Origin of the sequence: Streptomyces flavochromogenes, assembly GCF_000717595.1 — a bacterium.
Taxonomy (GTDB): domain Bacteria; phylum Actinomycetota; class Actinomycetes; order Streptomycetales; family Streptomycetaceae; genus Streptomyces; species Streptomyces flavochromogenes.
Genome location: NZ_JNZO01000050.1, coordinates 1 through 26,345 on the forward strand (window position 1 = coordinate 1; position 26,345 = coordinate 26,345).

Annotated in this window: 24 protein-coding genes and 4 pseudogenes; 18 read left to right on the top strand and 10 right to left on the bottom strand. The window is 69.2% G+C overall.

Features of this window, described 5'->3' with window-relative positions:
* Positions 1-225 (bottom strand): annotated as a pseudogene (locus IF00_RS47360) (hypothetical protein); the annotation flags it as partial.
* Positions 226-1,204: 979 nt separating this feature from the next.
* On the opposite strand from IF00_RS47360, the gene IF00_RS45390 reads away from it, so the two are divergent.
* Positions 1,205-1,660: a hypothetical protein gene (locus tag IF00_RS45390; protein WP_158710574.1), complete on the top strand. Its 456-nt coding sequence runs from the start codon at positions 1,205-1,207 to the stop codon at positions 1,658-1,660.
* Here the strand turns inward: IF00_RS45390 and IF00_RS0138350 are convergent.
* Positions 1,623-2,087 (bottom strand): TadE/TadG family type IV pilus assembly protein, encoded by a 465-nt coding sequence (locus IF00_RS0138350; protein ID WP_063740724.1) that lies wholly within the window; start codon positions 2,085-2,087, stop codon positions 1,623-1,625. The two genes, IF00_RS45390 and IF00_RS0138350, sit on opposite strands and share 38 nt — an antisense overlap.
* A gap of 291 nt (positions 2,088-2,378) precedes the next feature.
* On the opposite strand from IF00_RS0138350, the gene IF00_RS0138355 reads away from it, so the two are divergent.
* The 3 genes from IF00_RS0138355 (at position 2,379) to IF00_RS0138370 (ending at position 4,837) form a co-directional block, all read left to right on the top strand.
* The gene (locus IF00_RS0138355) at positions 2,379-2,915 is read left to right on the top strand and encodes a hypothetical protein (protein WP_158710575.1); all 537 of its coding nucleotides are present in this window, start codon (positions 2,379-2,381) and stop codon (positions 2,913-2,915) included.
* Between the two features lie 499 nt (positions 2,916-3,414).
* Positions 3,415-3,993, top strand: a complete 579-nt coding sequence (locus IF00_RS0138365; RefSeq protein ID WP_030326419.1) for a glycosyl transferase — start codon at positions 3,415-3,417, stop codon at positions 3,991-3,993.
* On the top strand, positions 3,980-4,837 hold the full coding sequence (locus IF00_RS0138370; protein ID WP_051820845.1) for a MerR family transcriptional regulator: 858 nt from the start codon (positions 3,980-3,982) through the stop codon (positions 4,835-4,837). Before IF00_RS0138365 ends, IF00_RS0138370 begins: the two co-directional genes overlap by 14 nt.
* A 561-nt stretch (positions 4,838-5,398) precedes the next feature.
* Here IF00_RS0138370 and IF00_RS0138375 read toward each other — a convergent pair.
* Positions 5,399-6,625 carry a serine hydrolase domain-containing protein gene (locus IF00_RS0138375; RefSeq protein WP_030326422.1) on the bottom strand — a complete coding sequence of 409 codons (1,227 nt, stop codon included), beginning with the start codon at positions 6,623-6,625 and terminating at the stop codon, positions 5,399-5,401.
* A gap of 320 nt (positions 6,626-6,945) precedes the next feature.
* Here IF00_RS0138375 and IF00_RS0138380 point away from each other — a divergent pair, with 320 nt between their 5' ends.
* Positions 6,946-7,356, top strand: coding sequence for a hypothetical protein (locus tag IF00_RS0138380; RefSeq protein WP_030326424.1), 411 nt, complete (start codon positions 6,946-6,948; stop codon positions 7,354-7,356).
* A 170-nt stretch (positions 7,357-7,526) separates the two neighbouring features.
* On the opposite strand, the gene IF00_RS0138385 is transcribed toward IF00_RS0138380, so the two are convergent.
* Together IF00_RS0138385 and IF00_RS44410 are read right to left on the bottom strand one after the other, a co-directional pair.
* Positions 7,527-8,024 (bottom strand): hypothetical protein, encoded by a 498-nt coding sequence (locus tag IF00_RS0138385; RefSeq protein WP_030326426.1) that lies wholly within the window; start codon positions 8,022-8,024, stop codon positions 7,527-7,529.
* A 249-nt stretch (positions 8,025-8,273) separates the two neighbouring features.
* Positions 8,274-8,993 (bottom strand): restriction endonuclease, encoded by a 720-nt coding sequence (locus tag IF00_RS44410; protein WP_388310307.1) that lies wholly within the window; start codon positions 8,991-8,993, stop codon positions 8,274-8,276.
* Positions 8,994-9,810: 817 nt separating this feature from the next.
* Between IF00_RS44410 and IF00_RS0138395 the strand changes: the two genes are divergently transcribed.
* The 4 genes from IF00_RS0138395 to IF00_RS0138410 all read left to right on the top strand — a co-directional run bounded on the left by IF00_RS0138395 (position 9,811) and on the right by IF00_RS0138410 (position 14,363).
* Positions 9,811-10,728: a helix-turn-helix transcriptional regulator gene (locus tag IF00_RS0138395; protein WP_245234745.1), complete on the top strand. Its 918-nt coding sequence runs from the start codon at positions 9,811-9,813 to the stop codon at positions 10,726-10,728.
* Positions 10,729-10,860: 132 nt separating this feature from the next.
* Positions 10,861-11,229 carry a hypothetical protein gene (locus IF00_RS0138400; RefSeq protein WP_030326431.1) on the top strand — a complete coding sequence of 123 codons (369 nt, stop codon included), beginning with the start codon at positions 10,861-10,863 and terminating at the stop codon, positions 11,227-11,229.
* A 279-nt stretch (positions 11,230-11,508) separates the two neighbouring features.
* Positions 11,509-12,186 carry an ABC transporter ATP-binding protein gene (locus IF00_RS0138405; protein WP_388310197.1) on the top strand — a complete coding sequence of 226 codons (678 nt, stop codon included), beginning with the start codon at positions 11,509-11,511 and terminating at the stop codon, positions 12,184-12,186.
* Positions 12,183-14,363: a hypothetical protein gene (locus IF00_RS0138410; RefSeq protein WP_030326435.1), complete on the top strand. Its 2,181-nt coding sequence runs from the start codon at positions 12,183-12,185 to the stop codon at positions 14,361-14,363. Before IF00_RS0138405 ends, IF00_RS0138410 begins: the two co-directional genes overlap by 4 nt.
* A 351-nt stretch (positions 14,364-14,714) precedes the next feature.
* Here the strand turns inward: IF00_RS0138410 and IF00_RS47905 are convergent, their stop codons facing one another.
* Positions 14,715-15,734, bottom strand: a complete 1,020-nt coding sequence (locus IF00_RS47905; RefSeq protein WP_078945030.1) for a transposase — start codon at positions 15,732-15,734, stop codon at positions 14,715-14,717.
* Positions 15,735-15,908: 174 nt separating this feature from the next.
* Here IF00_RS47905 and IF00_RS47910 point away from each other — a divergent pair.
* Positions 15,909-17,041 (top strand): annotated as a pseudogene (locus IF00_RS47910) (IS630 family transposase).
* Between the two features lie 75 nt (positions 17,042-17,116).
* Here IF00_RS47910 and IF00_RS0138425 read toward each other — a convergent pair.
* Together IF00_RS0138425 and IF00_RS44425 are read right to left on the bottom strand one after the other, a co-directional pair.
* Positions 17,117-17,923 carry a class I SAM-dependent methyltransferase gene (locus IF00_RS0138425; RefSeq protein ID WP_245234746.1) on the bottom strand — a complete coding sequence of 269 codons (807 nt, stop codon included), beginning with the start codon at positions 17,921-17,923 and terminating at the stop codon, positions 17,117-17,119.
* A 550-nt stretch (positions 17,924-18,473) separates the two neighbouring features.
* A complete protein-coding gene (locus IF00_RS44425; RefSeq protein WP_078945031.1) occupies positions 18,474-18,650 on the bottom strand; it encodes a CsbD family protein in 177 nt (58 codons plus the stop codon).
* Here IF00_RS44425 and IF00_RS0138435 point away from each other — a divergent pair.
* From IF00_RS0138435 to tpg, 6 genes and pseudogenes are all read left to right on the top strand, one after another.
* On the top strand, positions 18,649-18,828 hold the full coding sequence (locus tag IF00_RS0138435; RefSeq protein ID WP_030326442.1) for a hypothetical protein: 180 nt from the start codon (positions 18,649-18,651) through the stop codon (positions 18,826-18,828). The two genes, IF00_RS44425 and IF00_RS0138435, sit on opposite strands and share 2 nt — an antisense overlap.
* A gap of 361 nt (positions 18,829-19,189) precedes the next feature.
* Positions 19,190-19,546 carry a hypothetical protein gene (locus IF00_RS0138440; protein WP_030326444.1) on the top strand — a complete coding sequence of 119 codons (357 nt, stop codon included), beginning with the start codon at positions 19,190-19,192 and terminating at the stop codon, positions 19,544-19,546.
* A gap of 548 nt (positions 19,547-20,094) precedes the next feature.
* Positions 20,095-20,258, top strand: a pseudogene (locus tag IF00_RS44435) (ATP-binding protein); the annotation flags it as partial.
* A gap of 77 nt (positions 20,259-20,335) precedes the next feature.
* On the top strand, positions 20,336-20,812 hold the full coding sequence (locus IF00_RS46315) for a hypothetical protein (protein ID WP_167346908.1): 477 nt from the start codon (positions 20,336-20,338) through the stop codon (positions 20,810-20,812).
* 629 nt (positions 20,813-21,441) lie between these two features.
* Positions 21,442-21,972 (top strand): hypothetical protein, encoded by a 531-nt coding sequence (locus IF00_RS0138460; RefSeq protein ID WP_158710577.1) that lies wholly within the window; start codon positions 21,442-21,444, stop codon positions 21,970-21,972.
* A 417-nt stretch (positions 21,973-22,389) separates the two neighbouring features.
* Positions 22,390-22,710 (top strand): annotated as a pseudogene (gene tpg / locus IF00_RS47365) (telomere-protecting terminal protein Tpg); the annotation flags it as partial.
* A 157-nt stretch (positions 22,711-22,867) separates the two neighbouring features.
* Here the strand turns inward: tpg and IF00_RS41985 are convergent.
* Entirely contained in the window at positions 22,868-23,191 is a 324-nt protein-coding gene (locus tag IF00_RS41985) for a glycine cleavage system protein H (RefSeq protein WP_245234747.1), read from the bottom strand.
* A gap of 743 nt (positions 23,192-23,934) precedes the next feature.
* Between IF00_RS41985 and IF00_RS0138470 the strand changes: the two genes are divergently transcribed.
* The gene (locus tag IF00_RS0138470) at positions 23,935-24,960 is read left to right on the top strand and encodes a hypothetical protein (RefSeq protein WP_030326455.1); all 1,026 of its coding nucleotides are present in this window, start codon (positions 23,935-23,937) and stop codon (positions 24,958-24,960) included.
* 181 nt (positions 24,961-25,141) lie between these two features.
* On the opposite strand, the gene IF00_RS47370 is transcribed toward IF00_RS0138470, so the two are convergent.
* A complete protein-coding gene (locus IF00_RS47370) occupies positions 25,142-25,366 on the bottom strand; it encodes a hypothetical protein (protein ID WP_078945032.1) in 225 nt (74 codons plus the stop codon).
* Between the two features lie 231 nt (positions 25,367-25,597).
* Between IF00_RS47370 and IF00_RS47375 the strand changes: the two genes are divergently transcribed.
* Positions 25,598-26,338 (top strand): cytochrome P450, encoded by a 741-nt coding sequence (locus IF00_RS47375; protein ID WP_342451072.1) that lies wholly within the window; start codon positions 25,598-25,600, stop codon positions 26,336-26,338.
* Positions 26,339-26,345 lie beyond the last annotated feature (7 nt).

Here is a 26,345-nt window from a genome sequence, read left to right on the forward strand (position 1 = left end):
GGTCGGGGGCTGGGCAGTGGGGGAGGGAGACGGGGTGGCGGCGGGCGGGGCGTCTTGGCCGGCCTCGGCGCCCGCGCCGGGAGTACTCGGGGACGACGGCTTCTGCGAGGGCTGGGTTTCCTCGGGCGGAGCGGGTGTCTTCGGCTTGGTCGTGCTGCGGTCCGGGGCCCGTTTGCTGGGGGCCTTGGTCCCGGGCAGGTCCAGCACCTGGCCGGGGAGGATCACGTCGGGGTTGTCGAAGGTGCCCGCCGCCCGGCATGGGTTCGCCCTTGTTGGCTTCGTAGATGGCGGGCCAGTCCTCGGGGTTGTCGTGCGCGCCAGCGATCGTCCAGAGGCTGTCACCCTCGCGAACTGTCACTTCGACCGGCTGCTCGCCACTGGCTGCACCCGGGAGCGGGGCGGCTGCCGATGTCGTCTCGGGCCGCCGGACCCGTGGAGTGCACGGAGTGATCTGCTGTGGCAGTCGGGGGCGTGGTGTCTGTGGGGGCGTGGGCGTGGGGGAGTGTGAGGGTCCATCCGGGCTGGATGGGTGTGTCGGCATGGAAGAGGGTGCCGTCGGCCATCCGCCGGCCCTCGTTCGCGTCGGCGATCTTCGTGTAGAGCTCGCCGTGGCCGTAGAGCTTCTCGGCGATGCTCCATAGGCTTTCGGCAGGACGTGCGTCGCGGACGGTGTATGCAGGCGCTGCCGCTCGCTTCGTACCGGTCGTTTCGGCGGCGCGCTCGTCCGTCGTGGCCGTCGCCGCAGAGCCCGGGTGGACGATCTCAACAGTCGTGGTGGCGGTGATGGGTGCTGCGAGGGTGGGTGTTGCGGAGTCAAGGGTGCTGGAGGCGAAGAGAACGAGGATCCCGGAAACGAGCGTGCCGGCGGCACGTTGGGACAGACGCAGTCCGGGAAGACTTGGTGCGCTGCGGCCTCGGAGTTGGGCGGGGATCTCCAGCAGACGGAGAGGGCGAAGGCGGCCCAGGCGATCCAGCCCATCGCGCAGAGGGCGAGCATGAAGGCGGCGCCGGTGTCCTGGCGGGTGAACAGGTGGGCGATGGCGTCGGTGCCCTGGGCCCAGACGGCGGTGGTGGTGGCGTAAGCAGCCAGGGAAGGCCGGCCAGGAGGGCCGTCAGCACGACCGTGGACACCAGGGCGCGCAGCAGGCGCCGCCCGAGGGAGCGGGGAGCGGGCATCAGGGGTCAGTCCTTCACAGGTCGGGTCGTGCTGTGCAGCAGGGTCGCGGAGCTGCTGGCGTGGACGGTCCAGGTATGGGGGGACGAACACGCCTTGGTAGGTGCCGGCGGCGCGGATGGTGATGCGGCGGCCGTCACCGGAGACGGTGACCGTGCCGCGCGCGCCGGCCTTGTTGAGGTAGGCGCGTGCGGCCAAGGCGGCGGACTCGGGGTCGGCGACGACGCCCTCGCCGGTGACGGCGCGGGCGGGATCGATGGCCTGGGCGGCCGTGCGGGCCGCTTCGGTGGCGATGCCGTCGGTGCGTTCGTGGGCGCGGGTGATTCCGAAGGCGGCGACGGCGAGCAGGCCGCCCAGGAAGAGAAGAGGGACGGTGATGATGGCGACGAAAGGGGAGACCGCGCCCCGGTCGTCGCTCCCGTTCCGCCGTCCTGCGGGGGCCTCGAGCTCATCCGCGTTCCCGGTAGGCGTCGACGATGGAGGTGAACGAGGAGGTCATGGTCCGGACTCCTGGCCCGCCTCCGAAGAGGAGGAGGTCGCCCAGGGGGACGGTGCACGTGACGGTCACGGTGACCGAGGAGACCTGGCCGAGCCGGGCGCCCAGGCCGCTCGTATCGACCGTGACGCGGGTGGAGGTGCAAGCCTGATTCCGCTCGCCGAGGGCGTCGGAGGCCGCGGCCCGGGCGGCTGACTGCCCGGCGGTGGGGGTGCGTTCGAGGGACGCGGCGCGGGCGGCGGCCTGAGCGGCGGCGTCGGTCTTCTGCGCGGCGAGGGAGAGGCGGACGCCGGCGATGAAGACCAGCGCGATCGCGATCAGGAGGGGGACGACGACCACCGCCTCGATCGCGGCGTCGCCCCGGTCCGAGTTGTGCTGCACGGCTGGCCGGGGCGAGTCGAGTGGGCGGCGCATCATCGGCCTCCTGTGGTGGTCCATCGTTCGACGGGGCCGGACGCGGAGGCGGTGACCGGCCAGCCGCCCATACCGGGGAAGAGGGAGGTCGCGCGGCCCTGGACGGTTATCCGGATGCGGTCGGTGGTGCTGCCCGTGGTGGCGATGTGGCTGTCGACGAGGAGGTCTCCGCCGAGCGTTCACCGTCGAGCGTGCCTTGGCCGCCCCGTCCCCTGGCCCTGCTTCGTACATGCGGCCGGCGGAGACGCCTTCGCGGGCGGCGGTCTGGGCGACGTTGTGGGCGTAGGCGGCGAGGTGCTGGCCGAGCACGTCCTGCCGTCCTTCTCAGCGACGTACGCCTTCCAGCAGTTCCCGGACGCACGCCCCGAGACTCTGCTCACCGCGTCCATGGGCCAGGACGGTACGCACTGTCTCCTGATCACCTGCACCACCGGCGGACTCGACGTCCGGGCGGCGGGCACCGCCGAGGAGCCGTACGTCGGCCTGGGTGCAGACGGGGTGCTGGTCGGCCAGGACGTCGGCGGGGGCTGTCTCTGCCGTACACAGGAGGGTGTCGACGACGTCATCATCGAGGCCGGTGAGGTACTTCCCGAGGAGTGGGTCTTCGCCGGCTGCACCCCGGGCTTCGTCGGCGAGAAGCGGGTCCTGGTCGTTGTGGCCGAGGAGCAGTGGGCGGAGGAAGGTACTCACCTCCTGCTCGACGCCCACACGCTCACGCCTCTCGCCGAAGTCGACTACCCGGAGACGTCGGGGGTCTGCGCCGTCCCGCTCGGCGACGGCACATGGCTCACCGCCGACGGAGAGACCGTTCTGCGCTGGAGCAGCGCCTGATCCGGCAACGCCCCCTGGCCAGCCGATCTGCGGCCGCGTCCAGATCGCGCAACGTCACGCCGGCGTCACGCCGGCTATACAGGCCGCTGAGGAACCGCTGCCGACCACACCTGCGCTCCTTCGCAAACAAGGTCGATGCCGGTGAACTCTAGTTCCACAACACCCTCCCAAGGCGCACCACTTGCAAAACCTTGCGCGTGACGTTCCCTCAAGGGATCGCGGGTCAAGGCCGCATCGAAAAGCTGGCCGACTTCCGCCGTTCAGAAGAAGAGGCGACAACGGGGACTGCCTGCGGGCAGACCACTGGCAGGACATTGAGCCAGATGCCGGGCCGGAGGCAGTGGTGCTCGGCGAGCCACGCCGTGAACCCCTCGGCCGAATCGAATGCCATGGTCTCCAGCTCCGGAGTCACCCCGGCAGCCATCCACACAGGCGGGGGACGGGGCCGGTCATTCTCGGACTTGACCCTCACGCAGCGTGAGGCTGAAAGGTGAAGGACATGACCGACCAGAACACCAACACCAACACCAACGGCGACTACTACGACGCCTTCGAGGTCAGTCCCGTACCCGCCCCCGGCCCCGATGCCGTGCCGCCGGAGCCCTTCCACGGCATCTACGGCATGCCGGCCTTCGTCACCGTCCCCACCACCGACCTGGCCGCCTCCCTGGACTTCTGGACCCGCGGCCTCGGCTTCTTCGAGCTGTTCTCGGTCCCCGGCACCCTGGTGCACCTGCGCCGCTGGGCGTTCCAGGACGTCCTGCTTGTCGCGGCGGACTCGGCCTCCGCCGAGGCCCCGGCGATGAGCGTCAGTTTCGCGTGCGTGCTCGGCCAGATCGACGGGATCGTCGACGCCTGCCGGGCGGTCCGCCCCGACTCCGTCTCGGCCGACAGTCCCCGGGACACCCTCTGGAACACCCGCGACGTCGAGGTGATCACCCCGGAGAAGGCCCGGGTCGTCCTCACGGCGGCGAAGCCGTACGACCCCGCGAGCCAGGAGGCGCGAAACCTCGCCGAGATCGGCATCACCGGGCCGACCACTCACCCCGACGAGAATGAGGAGCATGCCCGACACTGACACCGGCACCGACACCGACACTGGCACTGGCACCGGCACCGGCACCGAAGAGACGGACACCGAAGGCCTCACCGTCGGCCAGGTCTCCGCACGCCTCGGCGTCACCGTCCGCGCGCTGCACCACTGGGACGAGATCGGCCTGGCCCGGCCCTCGCTGCGTACGGGCGCCGGATACCGGCTCTACACCGCCGCCGATCTCGAACGCCTGCACCGCGTCGTCGTCTACCGCGAGCTCGGCCTCGGCCTGGACCGGATCCAGGCCGTCCTGGACGACGCCGGCACCGATGTCCCCGCCGCGCTGCGCACCCAGCGCGCCCAGGTCGCGGAACGCGTCGAGCGGCTCCAGCGGCTCGGCGCCGGCCTGGACCGGATGATCGAGGCGCACGAGCGCGGTCTGCTGCTGACCGTCGAACAGCAGGCCGCGATCTTCGGCGCGGACTGGGACCCGGAGGGGCCGGTGAAGGCCCGGCAGCGGTACGGGGACACCCTGCAGTGGCGTCAGTACGCCGAGCGTTCGGCAGCCCGCACGCCCGAGGAGTGGCAGGCGGTCCACGACGCGGTAGCCGCCCTGGAAGGTGAGCTCGCGTCCGCGCTGGACGCGGGCGTCGCACCGGGCAGCCCGGAGGCGAACGCCCTCGTCGACCGCCACCGCGCCGTCTTCGCCACGTACTTCCCCCTGACGAGGGAGATGCAGGTCTGCCTGGCCCGCACGTACGCGTCGGATCCCGGCTTCGCCGCGCACTACGACGGCGTTCGCCCGGGTCTCGCAGCGTGGTTCCGCACGGTCGTGGACGCGAGCGCCCGCGCCCACGGCATCGACCCGGACGCGGCCACCTGGCGGTAGGCGCTACGGCCCCGGGGTCCGGGAAAGCCGGGGTGTGGATCACGGTGCCCGAGGCATGCGGGGATCGAGCGCCTGGGACCGCTCTGGATATGCACCCGCACGCGCGGGAATGGTCCCCCCATCAGCGAAGCCCCCGCCAGGCAGTGGCCTGCTCCTCGCACGCGCGGGGATGGTCCCGTCGCCGCCGGCGACGGGATCCAGGGTGGCGCCCGATCCCCGCTGTGTGGGACGCACACCGCGGTGGCGGGCGCCGGCGGCCGCAGAGGGGGGCCGGGGACGCCGTCGTCGTCACCACGATCACACGGCGACCTTTCTCGCCGTCTTCCCACGCCTTGTCCCTGTCCTTTCGACCGAGTACACGCGCCGTGACCGGCGTGGCTTTCGAAAGGGGCGCGGTTGCCACATCGCTGACCCGTGGACGGCCCGGCGGCACGCGTGTGAGGAGGGCTAGACAGGCTGCTGCCAAAGGGACCGGCGTGCCTCTTCTGTCTGTCACGCACGGCCGGGTCCCCGCCCTCGTGCCCGGGGCGGCGAGCGCCTGGGGCGGGGCTCGGCCTGTTGTCAGTCGATGGCCTGGTAGAGCGTGGTCCAGAAGTCGTTCATCGCCCGCGGGGAGTCCGGGGTGGACAGTCCGACCTGGGTGAGCAGGATTCCGGTGAGCTGGTTGGCCGGGTCCGCGTAGGCCGTGGTGCCGGTGCCGCCGAACCAACCGAACTGGCCGATCGGTGCGTAGTCGCTGCGAGCGGTGCGTACGGCCATCCCGAAGCCCCAGCCGCCGCTCGTTCCCTGGCCACAGGACAGGTGGGCGACGCCGCCGAACATGGTGTCGCGTGCTGCCCGCTGCCCAGGTGAGAGACGGTTGGTGGTCATCAGCTCGACGGCGGTGCGGGACAGGATCCGTTCGCCGCCGTGCAGTCCGTGGTTCAGCAGCATCCGGAAGTAGGAGTGGTAGTCGTCGGCGGTGGAGACCAGGCCGCCTCCGGCGCCCTGGAACGCGGGCGGCGTGCTCGACCGCCCTCCTGCCGCCTGGTCCCATACGGCGAACTCACCGGTCTGCGGGTCGGGCCCGTACAGAGGCGGCAGCCTGTCGATCTTGTCGGCGGGTACGTGGAAGGCGGTGTCCTTCATCCCCAGCGGGTCGAGGATCCGCTCGCGCAGGAACGTCTCCAACGACTGTCCCGCGACCCTGGAGACAAGCACGCCGGCCACCTCGTTGCTGAGGTCGTACTGCCAGCGAACCCCGGGCTGGTACTGCAGAGGCAGCTCACCGAGGCGGCGCATCCACTCGTCCGGATCGGGCGCGGGCCCCGACGCCACGCTGTAGTCGAGACGCTCGAAGGTCGCGGCCCTGATCGGGGATGCCATCGACTCGAAGTCCACTCCGAGCCCGAAGGTCGAGGTCAGCACGTCGCGTACGGTGATCGGCCTCAGGGCCGGCACGGTGTCGTCCAAAGGTCCGTCGGGCCGCTTCAGCACCTTCCGGTCGGCCAGTTCGGGCAGCCACGGATCCACCGGATCGTCCAGCCTCAGCCGGCACTCGTCGAGCAGGACCATCGCGGCGGCCATCGTGACAGGCTTGGACGTGGACGCCATCCGGAAGATCGTGTCCCGGCGCATCGGAGCGCCGCCGTCATGGCGCATCGTCCCCATCGCCTCGACGTGGCTGTGGCCCCCGCGGCTGACGAGGGCGACGAGGCCGGGAATCTTCCCGGACTCGACGTGACCTGCCAGTACCTCGCGCAGCCGGCGCAGACCTTGGCCGGAGAAACCGGTGCTGCTCGTCGCCATGATGCATCTCCCGTTCACAGAGTGGGTTCTCACGGCGGCCCCGGTGGGTTCCCGCCCCTTCGAACCGCCATGCGAGGAGCCTGCCGCCTTGACCCCGGGTCAAGGTCAACCCCATCTCGCAATTCACAGGTGACGCGCACAGGTCGGCGGCGCCCAGGCCCCCGGACGGAGCAGGAGGCGGGCGAGAAGGCCCCGCCCGTCTCGGTGGCCAGCCGGACGCGCACATCTGCTCCCCGCCCCCGCGGCCTCGTCGGCAGGTGCTCTATCGGCGTACAGGGCAGCTGATGTGTACTGGATGCCTGCTGTGTCGAGGGGGAGGCATGTCGGACACCCTGGAGCCGGGAACATCAGAGTCAGCCCACGAGGAGCGCTGGCTCAGCAGTGACGAGGTCGCGAAGCTGTGGCCGGTGCGCAGGGACTGGCTGCCGGGTGCCGCCCATCGCGCGGATGTCCGGGTCCGCAGGCACGGCGGAGCAAGCCGGGGCACGTGGGGGGCGGAGCCGACCTTCTACTCCTTCCACCCGGGGGACGTACGCAGGGCCGCGCCGGCCATCGCCGAGGGACGCGTCGACATCCCGTCGAACTGGCGCACCGACACTCCCGACGGCCGGCGGACGGAGTTCTGGGGCGCACTGACTGCCCGTGTCGCCGGCACGCTCCTGCTCGTGGCCGCACTGTGCGGGCTCCTCCTCATCCTGGGCACAGTGATCTTCCTGCTGACAGTGGAATGATCACTGCCGCCGTAGCCGGCAGGCAGCGCTTCGTGTCAACGGCCCCTCGCGGTGCTGGTGGCAGAGGCTGCTGCAGGAGCATGTGTGACAAGCCGCAGGCCGCTCCCCTGGCCAGAAGCCCGGCTTGTCGATGCCGAGTCAGGTGACGTGTTCGCCGTACCCGTCGTCGATCACGCACTCGACTCTGGGTCTGATCCTCGAAGAGGCTCTCCAAGGTGCCGTGCGTGGACGCGGCGCACGCGCTTCACCGTCACCGCCGCCGGCAGACCCGCCAGGAGGAGGGACAGTCCCACCGGGAGCACCCCCGCCCACACCGTTGGCGAGACGTACGCGGTGCCGGACGTACCGTCCACCAGCCACGCACGGACCGGTTGCGAAGCGACGTCGCCCTCGACGGGGACGTCGGACGACGAGCCGCCGTCGTCCGGGGTGAAGGCGCCCGAGCAGGACGTCGACGTTCCCGCATTGGCCACGGTGTTGTCGTACGTCCGGCAGCTGACCTCGGTCACGGTCCCGGGCTCGCCCCACAGCGCCGCCCGCAGCTCGCCGGTGAAGTTCGTCAGCACGACGTAGGCCAGAAACAGCCCGAACAGACAGGCCAGCGCCAGCCACGGCGCAGGTCCGACCTGCTCCGGTTGCCCGTCCAGAACGTCCCCACCCTCGCTCATCCCCACCCTCGCTCATCCCCACCCTCGGCTCGCTGACGGACCTCCAGGGTGACCGATCCGAAGCGCCCTCGGAAGCCCTCCATGGCGTGCTGGTGGGCTCGCACGATCGTCGAGTCGACCGACCACCATCTCTGTCGGAATACCCCCGCTCGCGCGGGGGCCGGGCCGCTACCTTCAGCAGGCTGGCGCCGAGATGCGGAACACGTCCGCTCGCGCGGGGATGGTCCCGCCGCCGTCTTCCGGCGATGCCTAGGACAGGGGTGTGGGTCGTCGAGGGGGTGGTACGGCCCGCAGCAGCTCCCAGAGAGGTCTGGAGCCGCCGGCCCATTCGGCGAGGACTGTGCGGTTGACCAGATGCAGTCGCTGGTCGCGGGCGAACTCGATGGCCGGCCTGGTGAACCTGCCGTTAGTGACGAGAACGACGACGTCGCCTCCGTGGACGGGTCGGCCGGTGCCGTTGAGGACCTGCAGGTCCGGGGTACCGACCGCGGCCCCGGCCAGTCCGTCCCGGCGGTGTTTGCACTGGATGACCCACCGCCGCCCGAAAGGATCGGTTGCCTTCACATCCGCACCGTTGTCCCCGGCACCGCCGACCTGCACGGCATCCGCGCACCCGTCACGGTGCATCAAATCCCGAACCGCGTGCTCGAACTGCCGATGATGCAACGCGTCCAGCTGCGCCAGGGCGTACCGAAGCCCTTGAGACCGCACGCGTTCCCACTGGACCGCCCGCTGCCGCCGGACCATCCGGACAGCCACCACCCCGCCTGCGAGCAGCACCGGGACGACCGGGACCCATGGATGGGCGGCGAGGAACCTCACCACGCCCGTCAGGAGCAGCCACACGAGAAGAACACCGCCACCGACGAGGACAAGCTGCTCACCACCTGCGTTCTTGCGTGAGCGTCGCCTCGCCGGGCGGCGTCGCGCAGGGCGCCGGCTCACCTGGCGCCCCCGCTCCGGTCCCACTTGATCGGGTATGACACCGTTGGAGCCGGCCGCGGAGCGGTCTGCTTCCACGCGGGCCATTTGATCGGGTAGGACACGGTCGGCGACGGATCGGGCGCCGACCTACCCGAGCTCGGCCACTTGATCGGATAGGTCACCACCGACGACGACCGAGGCGCCGGCCCCCGCTCCGTTCCCGTCCCGCTGCCCGCCGATGTGCGCCGCACTGCTGGCTGGTGGCTGGGGCCACGGTGTGATCGTGCCGGCCGATGATGCGCGCCGGGTGCCAGCGCTCTGGACGAGAGTGGGGGTGACGTCATCCCGGCTCCGGCTCGACGCCTACGCCTGTACACGCCCCTGTGCGTGGGTTCCCGCCACATTGCCCAGGACGCGCGAACACTTCCTTTGGAGGCTGGATTCCTGATGCGGTGGTCCTGCTGCCGGAAAGCGGAACCGCTGGGCCGGTGCCGTGACAGGGCCAGGCGTGGGTGCACACCCGGCGTTTTATGATGTTTTCGGTTAAGGCGAGAGCGGGGGATCAGCCGGGCGAATCGGCGCTTATATGTGCGCCTTGGTGATCGCTGCAGGGTCATCCGGAAAAGCATATTCCATGGCGTTGTCTCGGTGCGTCCGCTGGAACGTGGTATCCGGAAGGTGATCAAGGGGTGTGTAGCGCCGGCCCTGCTGTTCTGGCCCTGCCCGGGATCCGCTCGGGGCCGCCAGGGTCACTTGCGCCTGCTGTTCGTGTCGCTGTAAACCCTTGGCCATGTTGCCCGAGAGATCGTTCCGCAGTGAAGAATTGGCACCCGGTGACCGATTCGACTGTTTCGCGGCCCTCATGGCCGAGACGCACGCACCGATGGAAATGGAAAGCGACTATGCCACTGAATTCCAAGTGAACCAGCGCGTCATTTCTCTGGGGGAGGTGGCGGTCTACCCAGCGGAATGCCAACCCCTTGTCTTCCGTCGCACCGCGAAGCTCATCCGGAAGGCTGATCCCGAGGCGTACCACCTTTCCCTCATCCAGCGCGGGGAAGGACACGTCACCCTCGGCAAAGAGACCCGTACGCACCGCGCGTACGACCTGCACACCAGCGACACTTCCAGGGTCTGGGAGATCCAAACCGGCCGTGAGCCTCTCCGCTTCATCGGCGTGGAGATACCCAAGGCGGTGCTGCCCCTGCCCGCGCGGGAAGCCGACCGCGTGATCGGTGGGAGGTTGTCGGCACGAGAGGGGACGGGGGCGCTGCTGGCGCAGTTCCTGACCCGGATGGTGGCGGACAGCAGGTCGTACCGGCCATCTGAGGCACCCCGGTTACGGACCGTACTGGCCGATCTGGTCGCCGCGGTCTTCGCCGGTGCCCTCGACGCAGAGCGCAGTCTGCCGTACGAGACGCACCGGCGGACACTGGCTCTCAGCATCAGGACCTTCATCCGGGAGAACGCCGACGACTCCCGGCTGGATGTCCCCTCGATTGCCGCCGCGCACCACATCTCGGTCAGCTACCTCCACCGGCTGTTCCAGCAGGAGGGGGACGGCACCACGGTGGGGAGGGCCCTGCTGCGTCAGCGCCTGGAGCACGCGCGTCGTGACCTGCTCGACCCGCTGCTGCGGGAAATGCCCGTGCACGTGATCGCCGCACGCCGTGGCTTCAGCCACGCGGCTGCCTTCAGCCGCGCATTCCGCGACGCCTACGCGATGACCCCCACCGCCTACCGCCAGACGACGCCCACGGCCACCGGGGGCGGCGAGTAGACGGATCGTCAAGGCGCTGTCGACTCCTGGCCAACGACTCGGCCGGCTCCGCTTCACAGAATGATTCACGTTCGAGCGGGGCCCGCCGAGTCCGGTATGGATCCCTGTGTCAGTCAAGGAAATGGAGCTCCCATGAAGATGGGCATGCGTCGTGCCGCTGTTGGTCTCTTCGCTCTCGCGGCGATCGCCGGTTCGTCCCCGGCCTTCGCCTGGTCGCAGACGCACTACGGGGCCAAGGCGTGGACCGAACAGTCCGACACGGTCATGAACATCCGCGACCTGGAGGCGGACGGCAACTCCGTGAAGGCCGAGTACTACCGCAACGCCCACCCGGCCGACAAGCTCACGCTGTGGAACAAGGCCGGCGCTGAGGGCCCGGCCGACAACGACGGCAACCCGGGCACGGTGGAGAGCGGCAAGCACTCCACCATCTTCCGCGGCCAGGCCTGCGAGGTCCGCAACAACCTGCCCGACCTCTGCGGCGGTATGGAGTCCTTCTGAGCCGGCCGCCCTGCGGCCCGTGAACGCCCTTGCCCTACCGGGGCGTCACCCCGCAGGACCTGACAACCGCTCGTCGCGCGCCGGGAGGCGACCTCTCTCACAGGCCGCCTCCCGGCGCCGACGTGCAGTGTATGCAGCCGCCATCGAGAAGAACGGGGAGACCGCGCAGTGCAAGGCCAAGACGACCCACCGGTACTCGACATCCAGAGGCTGACCTGCCACGTGCCAGGCCGGACGCTCTTCGAGGACGTCACCCTGAGCATCGGGGCAGGTGAGTCCGTGGCTGTCACCGGACCAAGCGGCAGCGGCAAGAGCACGCTCCTGATGAGCATCCTCGGCCTCATCCGCCCGGCCGAGGGCACCGTACGAGTCGCGGGCGCCGACCTTGGCGCGATGTCCTCACGTGCGCTCGCCCGGCACCGGCGCCGCAACATGGGCATGGTCTTCCAGTTCGGTGAACTCCTCCCCGAACTATCCCCGTTGGAGAACGTGGCACTGGCCGGCCTGCTCGGCGGCATGCGGCCCAAGGAGGCCGACCGCCGCGCGACGGATCTGCTGGGCGAGCTCGGCGTCCACCCGGTGGACGGACCCGTGGACACCTTGTCCGGCGGCGAGCGCCAGCGCACCGCGGTCGCCCGCGCTCTGATGAACGAACCGGCACTGCTGCTGGCCGACGAACCCACCGGCTCGCTCGACCCCGCCCACCGCCACGCCGTCACAGAACTCCTCCACAATCTCCCCGCCACCCGAGGGTGCGCCCTGCTGCTCGTCACCCACGACGAGGCAGTAGCCCGGCGCGCCGACCGGCGCGTCGCCCTCGATGCCGGGCGCCTGGTGCCGCAAGACGCCACCGCCACACCGCAACCACCCGACACCTCCACCGGCCGACAACGCACCGCGCCGCTCAACTGGCTGCCCGGCGCTCGCTCCACCTCCCGTTCCAGGGCCCGCTCATGACCACAGGCAGGCTCGCGTCGCAGCTGTGGAGGATCGGTGCGTCGACCGCACACCGTGCGGAAGCCGGCCGCATCCGCTCCTGGGCCCTGGCCCTGGCCACTGCCCTGCTCACCCTCGCCGTCGGCGGGCTGGCGGTCACCGACGCCTCCTTCGACGGCCGCACACAACGCACTCTGGAACGCTCTCCCCGTCTGACCGCGGCCTACCCCGACGAGCCGATGCGAGCCCTGTGGAGATGGGATCCCGCCGAGGCCGACGGCCTGGCCTACGACGTCATCCACCTCGAGCCGCTCACGGACCGGCTGACGCCCCCACCCGGCCTGCCACGCTGGCCCCTGCCCGGTGAAGCCTTCGCATCCCGGGCACTGCTCGACGCCTCCGGCGCAGACGCGGTGGCCGCGCAGTACGGCCGCCTCGCCGGTGTGATCGAGCCCGCCGGTCTGGAAGCCCCCGGCGAGTTCCTGGTCTACACCCGGCCCACCGCAGCCATGCTGGACCGCTCTGTGATGCAAGGAATCAGCGGCTTCGGCGAGACGACCGGTACCGGCGTCCTGGGCGAGCACCTGCACTACTTCGGGAAGGCCGAGTTCCTCGCCGCCTACGCCGGGTTCGTGCTCCTGCCCGTGGCCCTGCTCGTCGCCATTGCCGTCCGCACGGGAGCCACTGCCCGGGACCGCAGGACCATGCTGCTCGCGGCACTCGGCAGCAGTCGGTTCGCGCGTGCCTGCTGCACAGCCGGCGAGGCGGCCCGACCGGTTGCACTGGGCGCGGCCGCAGGAGCGGTCGCCATGCTGCCCGCCCTCATCATCGACATCCCCCTCCCTTCCACGACGTTCATCCTGGCCGCCCGGGACGTACGTGCGGCAGCCCCGCTGGTGGCAGGCATCCTGGTAGCCGTCCCGGCCGCCATCCTCCTCGTGACTGCCCTCGCGCAACCGCGCCGCCGCGCGCAAGCCACCCGCCCGACGGCAGTCCGCACCCGCAGAGCCACCTGGAGCCTGTGGCTGTTCCCCGTCGCGCTGCTCTTCACGGTCCGGGTCGTCGACCTGGCGCCTCCCGACACAGTCGTGGTCCTTTACGCCACCGGGTACCTGCTCGTCCTGGTCACCCTCCCCAGCGCCATCGGCACGTGCGTCAGCCTGCTGGGACCGCATCTCGCGACCCTCGGCTACCGGAGGGGCGCCGCCGGCCCGCTACTCGCCGGGCGGCGGATGGCGGCGGCGCCCCACACGGTCACTCGCCTGGTCGCCGCCCTCGTCATCGCCATCGGCATCGCCGTTCAGATCCAGGTGTGGACGGCGTCCCTGACCGCGGCAGGCCAGGGAGCGGTCGACTCGCGCGAGCGGCTGGGCACCAGTGTGCTGCGGGTCGCCCCCTACGCAGAACCCGCCAAGGTGCAAGCGTTCCACGACGCGCTACCGCCGGAAGTGCACGCACTCGCGGTGCAGGTGCACGCAGAAGGCAAGGGCCAGGTTGAACTCGTCGGCGACTGTCCCGCGCTGCGCGAGCTGCGCATATCCTGCAACGAGCGTCCGCAGCCGATCTCCTTCGCAACATCCGAGTCACGGCTGCGGGAGTACCTCGGCGGTGTCGGCGCAGCCGACGGCATGGAGGTCGTGGTGCGATCTGGCGATATCGCGCAGCTAGCCGCGGCGGCCGATGCCGGACGCGAGCTGGTTCTCTTCGGCACCGGCGGCCAGCAACTTCCGCTGGCCACGCTGAACGGGGTTGCCCACCGCCACCTCGCCATGACCGCCAGAGTCGACTACGTACTCAACGGCGGCGGCCTGGGCAAACTGACCATCGCGGCGGGCTGGCTGCGTCTACTGTCCACGGCCGGCATCACCATCGTCTGTCTGAGCGCGGGCATCGGCGCGATAACGGACTTCCTGCGCTTCGGACGCGAACTCGCGCCACTGTCCGTGATAGCGCCCGGAAGGCGGCTCTACGGTGCGGTCGCGGGCTGGTCGCTCCTGCTCCCGGCAGCCCTGGCCTCGCTCGCCGGGGTCGGCTTGGCCTGGTGGCTGGCCGCGCCGGTCAGGAGCGTCGCCCCCAGCGACCCCCTGGGCCTGGCGTCCCTCACCTCGGGCGCGCTGGTGTGCGCTCTCGCGCTCACGGTGTGGGGGGCAGCCACGGCGCTACGGGCAGCAACCGGGTGGCGGCCGGGCGGCGACTGAACCCCGCCACCGACCCGGGCGGTCATGTCCACCCACCGCAAACGCGTCCGACGGACTACGGTCGGCCGTGGCGACTTGAGGATCAGCCCGGCCGCCTCACCGGCCTGGCCGACTTCGACGCCGCCAGCTGCCCGGAAACCGAGGTAGCCACCGATCGCGACAAGGGCCCCTTTGCTTGCCGCCGCTCAGTCAAAGGTGATGATGCGCCCCGGCGTCTTGGAATCGAAGGCTCAGGTGGGCTCCTGCCGCAGAACGTCGGAGCTTAGTGCGGCTGTTGGGCATGCGGCCGGGCCCCGATCCAAGACGGAGGTCCGCCAAGTCCGACCCGACCCGGGCACCCCGTGCCCCGGGTCACGCTGAAGTGCTGCCCTGAGGTCCCCGACTGGTGAGGCCAGGCTCCTCCAGATACTCGGTGGCCGTCCCCGGCCGCCACCGGATCGGGCGACGCGGCTGGCGCCGGACACAGGGGAGTTTGGCCCGGCCGAACATCTGGCGCTTGATCATCTTGATGTGGTTGACCCGGCCTTCCACCGGACCGGAGTTCCAGCAGGTAGTCAAGCCCTGGACGACCGCGTCCCAGTCCTTCTCCAGGCCGGTGGCAAATGTGTGGAGTCCTGGCAGATCGTCGGCGCGGGTGGCAGTGACCCAGTCTTTGAGGTGCTGGCCGGAGCGGGTGGTGAGGATCTCGGCGAAGGTGCGGACGTGTCCATGGAGGGCGGTCGGTTCCGGGCACCGGGCGAGGACGGCGGTGAAGTGCTGGCCTTCTTCGTCGCCCAAGTGCTCAGGATGTCGCATCATCCACCCAGTCCTGTCGGACGCCCGGAGGTGCAGGCGCGACCACGCGGATGCGACGGCGGCCTGGCCCCCCGTCCTCCCTGCCCGCTCCTGCTGACGGCCTGGGCGGCCTCGAGACGGGCCTTCCATGTGTCGAAGCCGGCCGTCCGGTGTCCGTCCGGAGACCGCACGGCCGCCTGTGCCTCCAGAAAGGGGATCAGATGCCGCAACACGTATAACGGACAGGGGCCGGATCCCGCGGGACGGATCTTCGCGACCCGCTCCCGAGCCACTCCCCGAGGCTGGAGGTGGACACCTCGAAGCCGTGCGTCCTGCCCAGAGCGACGAGGCGCTTGTACCCGATCGCCTGGCTTCCGCCAGCGGCCGAGTAGAGGGCCTCAGCTCCTCCTCGAACTCCGAACCGTCCGCCGGCCCACCACCGCCACCGTCCGCGGAGGACTTCTCCGGAATCGTCATCATCCCCCTTCTGAACAGCACGAACACCGACGGTTCACGTCGCCGGACATCGCCGGAACCTGACTTCTCTTGGGGCCTGTCGGTGTGTGGCGTAGCCGGGTGGGAGGAGGGGCTACGCATTGGCGCCGTGGGATTTGTCGAGGCGGAGGAGAGCCCCCACGGTTAGGTGTGCTCCCCGGCCGGGGCCGTGGCCCCCGCCGGACGTCGGCCAGCGACTAGTGCCGCATCAGGCAACGTTCGCCCTGCCGTGACGTGTCGCTGTGCGGGGCGGCATCCGTCCATCAGAATGATCATGTGGCTGAACGCGTGCAGGTCCGTGAGCTCGATGAGGATGACGGAAGACGGCTGCTGCGGATTGTCCGCCGGGGCACTGGGTTGGTGGTGACCTGGGCGGCGGGCCCAGATGGTGCTGCTGTCCGCACAGGGCATGCCCGTGGCGAAGATCGCCGAGGTGACGTTCACCAGCGCGGATCGGGTCCGCGATGTGATCCACAACTTCAACGCCGACGGCTTCGACTCGCTTTACCCCAAGTACCGGGGCGGACGGCCGAGGACGTTCACCCTTCCGGAGCGTCGGGAGATCAAGAAGATCGCCAAGTCCAAGCCGGCTGAGCACGGCCTGCCGTTTTCGACCTGGAGCCTGGCCAAGCTGGCCGACTTCCTGGTCGCCGAGGGGGTGGTCGATGACATCAGCCACGAGGGCCTTCGGGTCCTGCTCCGCGAGGCGGGCGTCTCGCTCAACGCGTGAAGACCTGGAAGACCTCCCGCGACCCCGACTACGCGGCCAAGAAGGCTCGCGTCGAACACCTCTGCGCGATCGCCGACGGCGAGGTCGTACCCGAGGAAGACGAGCCCGAAGTCGTCTTCTGCCTCGACGAGTTCGGCCCCCTCAACCTTCAACCGCACGCCGGTCGGCAGTGGGCCGAGCGTGGAGGCAGGGGCAAAGACCCTGACCGAGAGCCCAGGCCCCGGCGGCGGCCACCTACACCCGATCGCACGGGGTCCGGCACCTGTTCGCCGCCTACGACCTTGCCAAGGACCAGCTCTACGGCCACGTCACGAAGACCAAGAATCGGTCCAAGTTCCTGGAGCTCTGCCGCTATCTGCGCTCGCCGCATCCGGCGGATGTGCGCATCGCGATCATCTGCGACAACTACTCACCCCACCTGACCACGAAGCGGTGCCAGCGGGTGGGAAGGTGGGCCGCGGCGAACAACGTCGAGATCGCCTACATGCCGACCAACAGCTCCTGGCTCAAACGGATCGAAGCCCAGTTCACCGCCCTGCGCTACTTCGCGCTCGACGGTACCGACCACGTCAGTCACACGGAACAGGGCAGCATGATCCGTCGCTACATCATCGGGCGGAACAAGCATGCAGCCGATCAACGGCTACGAAATGTCGTGGCCAGGGCCAACGTCGCCTGATGAGCATGGCCTCCGTGGGACACACCCCGTCGAGATCGACTCACTCCCAACCTTTGCAAGGGCGCGGGCCGCGGTTCAGGCCGCCGCGCGGAAGACAAACGCCGTCATCGAGGCGGTGACCGGCCCCGGGCCCAGCCGGGCCGTCATCTCCTCGATGACGGCGGCGCGGACGGTCGGTCCGTCGCCGCGTTCCTCGACGGCCGCGCGCACCGGTGTTCCGGTGAGGTATCCGGTGGCGAGGTCGGCGGTCGACGCGGCCCAGCCCTGAAGTGTCAGCTCCTGCTCCTCCTCGACGGCGAACCCGGCGGCTGCCAGATCAGCGGCCACGACAGCGGGGTCGGCGTAGCCGTGCGGAACCGTCCGGAAGAACTGCGGTGGGTCGACCGGAAAGGCCCGCTCCAGCCCGGCCTGCAGCGCGACTTCGAAGGCGTGCGCCCCAAGCGAGCCCCAGGTGTTGAACAGGAACCGGCCGCCCGGAGCGAGGACCCGGCGGACCTCGGTGAAGGCCCCGATGCGGTCAGGAAAGAACATCACACCAAACTGGCAGGCCACCAGGTCAAAGCCCCCGTCCGGGAACGGCAGCCGCTGCGCGTCGGCCTGCCGCCATACTGCGCCCGGTGATCGAGCCGACCCGAAAGCGACCATGGCCTCGTTCAGGTCGGTGGCCGTCACCTTGGCGGACGGTGCCGCCACGAGCAGGGCAGACGTTAAGACTCCAGTCCCTGCAGCCAGTTCGAGGATTCGCTGAGGGCGGAGTACCGCCGCCCTGGCAGCCAGGTCCCCGGCGAAAGGCTGGAAGACCACCGGCACGAGGTACTGCTCATAGGCCGCCGGCATGGACTCGGACCACCGTCGGTCGGCCTTGATTCCCGCCACCCTCATAACAGTAGCGTCGCGTTAGGAAACCTCTTCCCCGCCGCGCCGCCGTGCCCTGGAGCTTGCCCCGCCTGACGACCAAACAGGGCAAAGATTCTCTGACCCGGCACTAGCTCAACAACTACGCAGATGCTGATCTTGAGCGCTGGCAGGCGACGAAGCCTCAGGCCGCGGAAGGGTGGTGCGCAATCAGAGCCTGAGCGAGGTAACCCGCGACTTCATCGGCCCCGGTTTGCAGGGCGGCCAGAGTGACGGACTCGTCGGGTTCGGTGCGTAGGACGAACGTTCTGCCGATGCCGGCGAGACTGCCCTTTGACGCGAGCGGCGTGGGTCGAACGTGTCGATGCTGGTCATGACGGGGTCCGACACGCCGGCAGCCACCACGATGCGGTCCTGCTCGATGATGTTCAACGCGCCGGTGTGCTGCGTGCCGGATGGTGATCGTTGACGAGGAGGTGCAGGGTGGTGGGCCGGGAACGTGGCTGGGCCCCGGCCCTGGGGGAGAGGGGTCGGGGTCCATCCGAGCCGGGGGCCGTGGCCGGCGGCGGGTGTGTGGTCAGTGGTGGCGGAGGGTGTCCTTGACGTCTTCCTTGGCCTGGCGGGCGTTGCCCTTGGCCTGGTCGGCGTGTCCTTCGGCGGTCATCCGCTCGTTGCCGAGTGCCCGGCCCGTCATCTCCTTGGCCTTGCCCTTGGCCTGCTCGGCCTGTGCCTTGGTCTTCTCGGTGCCCGACATGGGGACCTCCTCGTGTAGTACCGGGTTGGTCGTGACCACCCTGCTCGTTCTGCTTCTGTTCGGTGCCGGTTTCGCGGTGAAGATTCTCTGGTGGGTCGCGATTGCCGTCCTGGTGATCTGGCTGATCGGTTTCGTCGCCCGGCCCAAGAACAGCAGCGGCCGCTGGTATCGCTGGTAGCACGACGGCTCCTGGCGTAGTTCAGGGCTGGCATGGCGGTGGCCGTCCACCCCCGAACGAAGGGGGGTGGACGGCCACCGCCATGCCGGGAAATAGTTCTGCTCCTGCTCCCATTGAAATCGGATCCCGCGGGTAGCCGTATGCGTTGCGGGGCGGCAGCCGTGACGCAGCAGGGAACCTGCTCACCTTCCCGAAACGGCTGCCGTTCCGGCCCGAACCGAATTCGATGTGTGGCGGCGCGGACACGGGGCAGGCGGAGTTCAGGACGGAACGCGAGTTCCGCTGCATACGTGATGCACCTGATGAAGGCCGGTCGAGAATTCCATTCCCGATCGGCTCCCGTTCACGGAAGGACTTTCGAATGACTGAGAATGTGTGGGGTTACCGCGAGACGTCCGGCCGTACGGCCGGTGCCGACCTGACGGGTTACAAGGTCGAGGCGGTCGACGGTTCGATCGGCAAGGTCGACAAGCACTCCGACGAGGTCGGCTCCTCGTACATCGTGGTCGACACCGGCCCGTGGATCTTCGGCAAGGAGGTTCTCCTGCCGGCGGGCACGATCGACCGGGTCGACGCGCAGGAGGAGAAGGTCTACGTCGGCTGGACCAAGGACCAGATCAAGGCCGCCCCGGAGTTCGAGAAGGACAAGCACCTCGGCAACGAGGACTACCACCGCCAGGTCGGCGGCTACTACGCCGACCCCTCGAACCGCCTATGAGGCAGCTGTAGACGCACCATGAGGCGCGTCGCGGGCGAGTCGCCGGTGAATGCCCCGGACCTGATCCTCAGGTCCGGGGCATTGCGCTGGGGTTCACGGGTGTCGGCGCGTGCGCGGGATGTCGTCGGCGACCCGAAGGTCGGCGAAGTCGGCGTGCGCCGCCTGGACGGCTTCGGGGTCCGCCTTCCTTCTTCTCGTGTTCGGCGCACGCCCGGTAGACGCTGAGGGCCAGGCCCTTGCGCTCGCCGGTGGGGATGATCAGGTCGGGCTGGATCTCCTCGCCCGATTCGCCGTTCGCGCGGCGCCGCAGCACGGTGTGCAGCATGTCGTCGGTGATGACGGGCGGCCGGCCCCCGTGCTTGCCCTTGCGGGCCGCCGCGTAGAGTCCTTCGACTGGTTCGCCTCGGTGGCCGTCCTGGATGAAGGCGGCTACGAGATCGTCCGCCGCGACACCACCCGCAACGAGCACGACATCACCACGGCGAGCAGCATCAACGACATCGCCCGCGACCTCACCACCTGGATGGCTGCCCGCAGTATCAGCACTCGCCAACGAGTCCTTCGGCGGCTGGACCAAGACCTTCCCCGACCCCGCCTCTGCGCGGCCATCGTCGACCGACTCACCTTCAACGGCACCATTATCGAGACCGGCACCGACTCCTACCGCCTCGCCAGCACCCGAGCCCGAACCGAACAACCTGCAGCGGGCTGACCCCTGAAACCGCTGGACTGCTGGTCAGGGCACCTGTCAGGCTCCGCTTCGTGGAGATACTCGATGTCCTGACCAGCATGGCAAAGACAGGTCGGCTGGGCTCGGTGTTCAGCGGAGCCGACTGGAACGATGTGACCGCAACACTCGGCGAGCCGTGGGACATCGGAACAATGAGCCGGCACAGAAAGTGGCCGCGGCTCTTCGCCTACGGAGACCTTGAACTGAGTGTCTGCCGCTGCCGCAGGGTCTCCCTCATCTGCGTCCAGACCTGGCGTGACGTCGTCGAACTCCCTCCGTCGGTTGTCGGGGGGACGGGCACCTTCCCGGCAGGGCTCAAGCATGCGGACGTCGTTTCCGCGTTGGTCAGTGCCGGCTGTTCCTGGGAGCCCTATCCTCCGCTGACCTTCGGCGACCAGTGCTCGATCACGGCGATCGCGTCAGGAGCGAACTTCACCTTCGAGATCCCCGAGGGCCAGGAACCCGTGCTGAACGTCATGGGCCTGCCCGGCGACGGACACGACTGCTCCGCACGGACTCCAGGCCAAGATCACTGACGCGAAGCGCCGTCGAAACTCGGTTCTGGCACAGATCTTGGGGAGTCGTCGCGGAGAGTGACGGTTTCGTTCGATTGCAGGGGGCGCCAGCCCGTCAGCGTTCCCGCATCCTGGTCCACCACCAGCCGAACATCACCAACTCGATGTTGTTGGGTTCCGGCAGGGTTCGGCGCTCGAGCTCCGCATCGAGGCGTGTGATCAGTCGGCCCAGGTCCCGTTGTGCTCCGGGAGGAAGGTTCCGCATCGCCCACTCGAGGTCATCACGGGCGCCCGGCTCCGCTCCGAATGTGAGGGGCGGTCCTCCGGTCGCTGTCGGCAGGGGGCAGACTGCCGGGATGAGCGAGGCGCCCTGACGGGCACCCAGACCCCAGCCACACGGGGGGCCATGGCCCCGTCCACTCCGGACGCGGCTGTGGCCGCTCCGGCGGCCAGCCCGGACACTCCGGGCACCCGGAAGGCTGGGCAGATCGGCCCTGGTGGACCGGCGAGCGCGGGGTGATGGCGATTCTTGAAAACGGCTGTGGCGGATAATTCGTGACGCACGCGATGGCGAGGGGGCCGACGGTTGGCCCATGCTTGATCGCTAGCGCCGGGGCCCGGGGGCCCGGCATACCTTGAGGGGGCCCGCGGTGGTGGTCGGTGAACTGGTACGAACAGAACTGCGACGCGTCGACTGGGCATCCTTGAAGTGCGGCTGCGGTGACTCTGCGGAGCATGTGCCGCTCCTGATCGAGGCGATCATCACCGCTGAGACACCCCAAGACATGATCGGATACACCCTCGATGGCCATGTCGAGGAAAGCACGATCATCTTCGAGTGCACTCCGCCAGCGGTCGGCGTGATCATGGCCGCGCTGGCGGGCGACCTCTCCACACTGGCCCGGGACGTGCTGCTGCAGACGTTGTGGTTCGTGGCAGCGGGTTCGGGCGATGACGGGCCGACTGCGGAAAGTGAGGGTCTGGGCGAGGGGTGCAGGCACCACGTGCAGGAGGGGTTAGGGAGGCTTGTCCAGATCGGGCTCACGGGTACGGCGAAGGACGCCGAAACGGTGGCGGACATCTGTGAGTCCGTCGGGCTTGGCGGTGACAAAGCCGCCTTCTACCAGACCGAGCTGCGCAACCGGGTGCATGCGAAGACCAAGCGCGGGCGACGCGTCTGATGCTCTGAAGATCAAGGTGGTTGGGCAAGGACGAGGGTGCGTAGGAGGGCGAAGGAAGCGCGGCCGTATGACCGGCGTTTGATCAGTTTGATGCGTGTGACCTGCCCCTCGACGACGCCGGAGCTCCAGTGGAGCGTGGTCGTTAACGACGGCGTCCCAGTCGTTCTGGAGGAATGCTGCGAAGCCCTCGACCGGCTGTGGACCTTTGGCCGAGGGCGCGGGCCATCCAGTCGGTGAGATCGTGACCTCGACGTTCGCGGGCGATGGCACTGAACTCATGAGCGAGGTCACGGGCGGTGGCCAGGTCGGGACAGGCATCCAGGATCCGGTCGAGCTGTTCGAGCTGATTGCCGGTCAGACTGTCGGGGCGGCGCATGATCCAGGTCGTGATGCGGCGGGGGCTGGGTATCGGAGAGGTGGCAGCCGCAGGTCCGCGCGAAGGCGAGGCAGAAGGCGGCGACCACGACCGGGCTGGTCGTCTCCACCCGCGCCCGCTTCGGCTTCGAAGCCGCCGGGGGCACGACCGACGATGCCCGGATCCGTAACATCACCCAGGCCCTGCCGCCCGAGTACGCCGACCAGCTGTTCAGCGCACGGGAGCAGGGCGCCGGCGAGGACCAGCTCCGGCAGATCGCCGCCGAGGGCCTGGCCCAGAGGTACTTCCGCGCCAACAACACCCGCGCCCACGGCCTGGACGTGGAGTTCACCGACGTGGAGCGGCTCGACATCGAGCTGTAGGCCGGCTCCCGCACGAGCGCCGCGCCCCCGGCTGTGACTGGGCGCTTCAGTTGGCGAGTGAGCGTGCGAGATGGCGACTTGAGTGGGAGTGATCCACGGCTCGGGGTTAACCTCGATCATTCTCGATCGGGCGAGCCAGGGTACGAACTCGCCGTTGTTAGCCGAACATCTCCTCGTACGTAGCCGCGTCGATCATCCCGTAGGCGGGCGCTCCCCTGTCCGGCTCGATGGAGAACAGCCACCCTTCGCCATACGGATCGCTGTTCACCAATTCAGGCTGGTCGTCCAGGGCGCTATTCACCGCGGTCACTACACCGCTCCTGGGGGTCTGCACGCGCATTTCGCCAGAGGGCGACTCCACGACGCAGACAGCCTCCCCGGCCATCATGTGCCTGCCGACCTCGGGAAACTGAACAAAGACAACGTCCCCAAGCCGCTCCTGGCCGTACTCGGTGAATGCCGATTCTGAACTCCGGGCCACGTTCGCTCATCCACGTGTGGTCCTTCGTGTACTTGAGGTCAGACGGAATCATGACGATGCCTCCCGTAGCAGAAAGTGACGATTCGGGATTGGATTGTCACAGGCTGGAGGGAGACTCCCTGTTGATCGACGGCGCGTGTTCAGCAAGGACTTCCCCCGGAACCTCGTGCGCATCCGCGGAGACGCCGGCTGCGCAGGCAGCCGTGCTGCCTCTGGAGTGGACGACGCGGCCCAAGGGGGCGGGAGGCCCGAGCAGCTCGCGCACGACCTGGCAGCCGGGAGGCGGGCTGTACCGCGACTCAGCTCGACTCGCCGTATCAAATACTCAGTCACACCGGCATTGGAGCTGCCGGGGGCGCGGCGCTTCGCATCCTACGGAAGGTCCGCCGCGGTCAGCTCTTACGCGTGGCACGGCGGCAACAAGCGAGGGAGGGTCGCCCGTCGGCGCTCTCCATACCCACAGTCAGTCTGGTCGGCTGTCCGTCACTCTGCCTCACCGTGCCGGGCTCCAGGGCCCGCCCTGGTTCACCCACGCGGTGGAACGCGCGTTCCGGCGCGTGGGTGAACCAGGGCGGGCCAGCCCGGCCGATGTCGCGGCCCTGCGGGAGGGTGGATCCGCGCCACACAACCAGCCCGTGGAAGTGTGAGTCGTGCGGACGATGCCGCGAGCGCGATCGACGCGGTCCAAGTCGGCCCGCACGGGCATCCCGCGGGCTGGACAACCATGCGGAAGGACTCCACACATGGGCTACACGCCCGACGGCTACGGCCAGATCAGCGTCGGTATCTACAACTGTCTACAGCCCGACCGCCAAGTCGGCTATACCGCACCCGAGGAGATCTATCTCAAGCGGTGCCCCAAGGTCGAGTTTTTCAGGGCGGGCCCCGCGTTCCGGGCGAGCTGGGACTACTCGGTGACGACGTCCGAGATCGAGGCCGAGTTTCCGAGGTCCGAGGCGTACGAGAAGTTCGGGATCGACGAGAGCCAGGTCGCCCAAGTCCACAAGGACTGGACCGAGTGGGCGATTGGAACGGATGAGCGCTACAAGCAGTCTGCATCTTGGGCCGCGCCGTACGGGCCGGTCGCCCTCATGTCGATCGCGAAAGCGGACCTTCTCCACTTCGCTGGGAGGCGTGTGGCGGTTGCGCCGTTCATCTGCGGATCGACCCCGTTCGAAGGCGTGCAGAACAAGTCCTACGTGGATGAGGCGAGCATCACGGTGACCGACTCCACCACGGAAGGATGGGAGTTCGGCCTGTCCGCCGAGGCCGGCATGGAAAAGAAAGACGGTCCAGGCGTTAAGGCGACCGCCTCGTTCCGCTGGTCGAAGACCACCACGCACACCACCGAGGTCCGCAAGAGCCACACTGAATCCACGACCATCCCGGGCAAAGAAGGGCAGTGGACGAAGCTGGACATGCGTGCCTGCGCCGGTGTCTACTCCGGCTGGCTCAGGTATCCCCTCCCCGGCGGTGACAAGTTCGGCATCTACCCGATGCGGGTCCCCGTCCAGGCCCCTGGCTTCCCCAACCCCGTGGCTGAACATCAGCTCCACGCCCCCGCCAGCACCTACAGCGACACCGAAACCACCCTCCTGAGGGACTACCACCAGGCTGAAGAGGACTACGCAAAGGCGCTGCAGAACACCATCAATGCGGGCCCCTCCGCCAGCGACGAAGGTATTTTCGCCGGTGCAAACCTGCAGCTGATGGAGGCCGATGCCGAACGCCGCCGTCTCGAAGCAGCCATCGAGGCCCTCGGTATCTGACCTGCTGAACCCAGCACCAGCCTCGGCATGCTGCGGCCCGACTCGTCCTCACCGGGCGCCGGGCCGCTGTGCTGCCGGACACCGAGGGCCCGTGTTCACCCGGCCAACAAGAACGCTCAGTACAATCGCTTGGAAGCTGCCAGAGACGAGGCGTTTCGCATCCTACGAAAGGCACGCACGGTCAGGTCGTACGTGCGGCACGGCGCCGTGCCCACCAGGACAGCCTCGGCGCGGTGGCGGCGTTGACGGCCCGGCCGAACGCCTCCAGCGCAGCCTCCAGGCGCGCGGTGTTCTCCACATCCGACAGGGCGTTCAGCAGTTGCTCGGTGGCGGTGACGACGGCCGGGTCCGAGGAGCGCATGAGCGGGGCGGCGGCGCTGGCGGCCCGGGTGAGCGGCTCGCGCACGGCGGCCACGGACTGCCCGGCCCCCGTCACTGGAAAGCCCGCCGGGCCCGCACGCGCCAGGAACACGACCTCGCCCGAACCATCGACGACACACGAGCTCACTCAGCCCCCACCCGCGGAGGCAAGCAGCACAGCGTGCTGGAGGCCGTGGCCACGCACAGGGATGCCGACGGCAGCCTGCTCGACCTTCACACCGCCGCGGTGGAGCTGCTCAACGTCCTGCGTCCCACCGTGGCCATCACCTGGTTCACCACCTTCGCCGCCCACGCCCTGCACCGCTTCCCCGCCGTCCGCGAACAACTCCGTGCGGACGACGGCGCCTATGCGCGGGCCTTCGCCCACGAGGTACGCCGCTGCTACCCGTTCGTTCCGTTCGTCGGCGGCCTCGCCGCCCGCGACCTGCACTTCGGTGCCCAAGAAGTACCCGAAGGCACGCTGGTGCTCCTCGACGTGCCCGGTCACCATCGCGACCCGGCTCTGTGGCCCGACCCGGAACGCTTCGACCCGCGCCGCTTCCTCGGCAGGGATCCCGGCCCCGGCGAGCTGATTCCGCAAGGCGGCGGGGACGCGCACACCGGGCACCGCTGCCCTGGCGAGGACATCACCGTCCACCTCCTGGCCACCTTGTCCGCGACTCTGGCCGACCTCGGGTTCGACATGCCGGAGCAGGACCTGCGGATCCCTGTCAGCCGGGTCCCGACCCGGCCTCGCAGCGGAGTGAGGATCCAGATCCCGGCTGGGGCACCGCTCACAACCTCTCCGGGAAGCCCCCAGCGGGTGACACGTTCATCCTCGCCCGCGGGCTCACAGCGGCCTTCACAGGCCGGCGCCGCAACCGGTCGAGGGGGCCCGACACCGACACAGTCGCCCACGCCGCCCGCAGGGGGTGAGCCGCCTATGTCCGCGGGGATGAGTGCGAGATGCGGGTGTCTCGCGAGACGCACACGATGGCTTCGTACACACGGTCAATGAAGGGAAT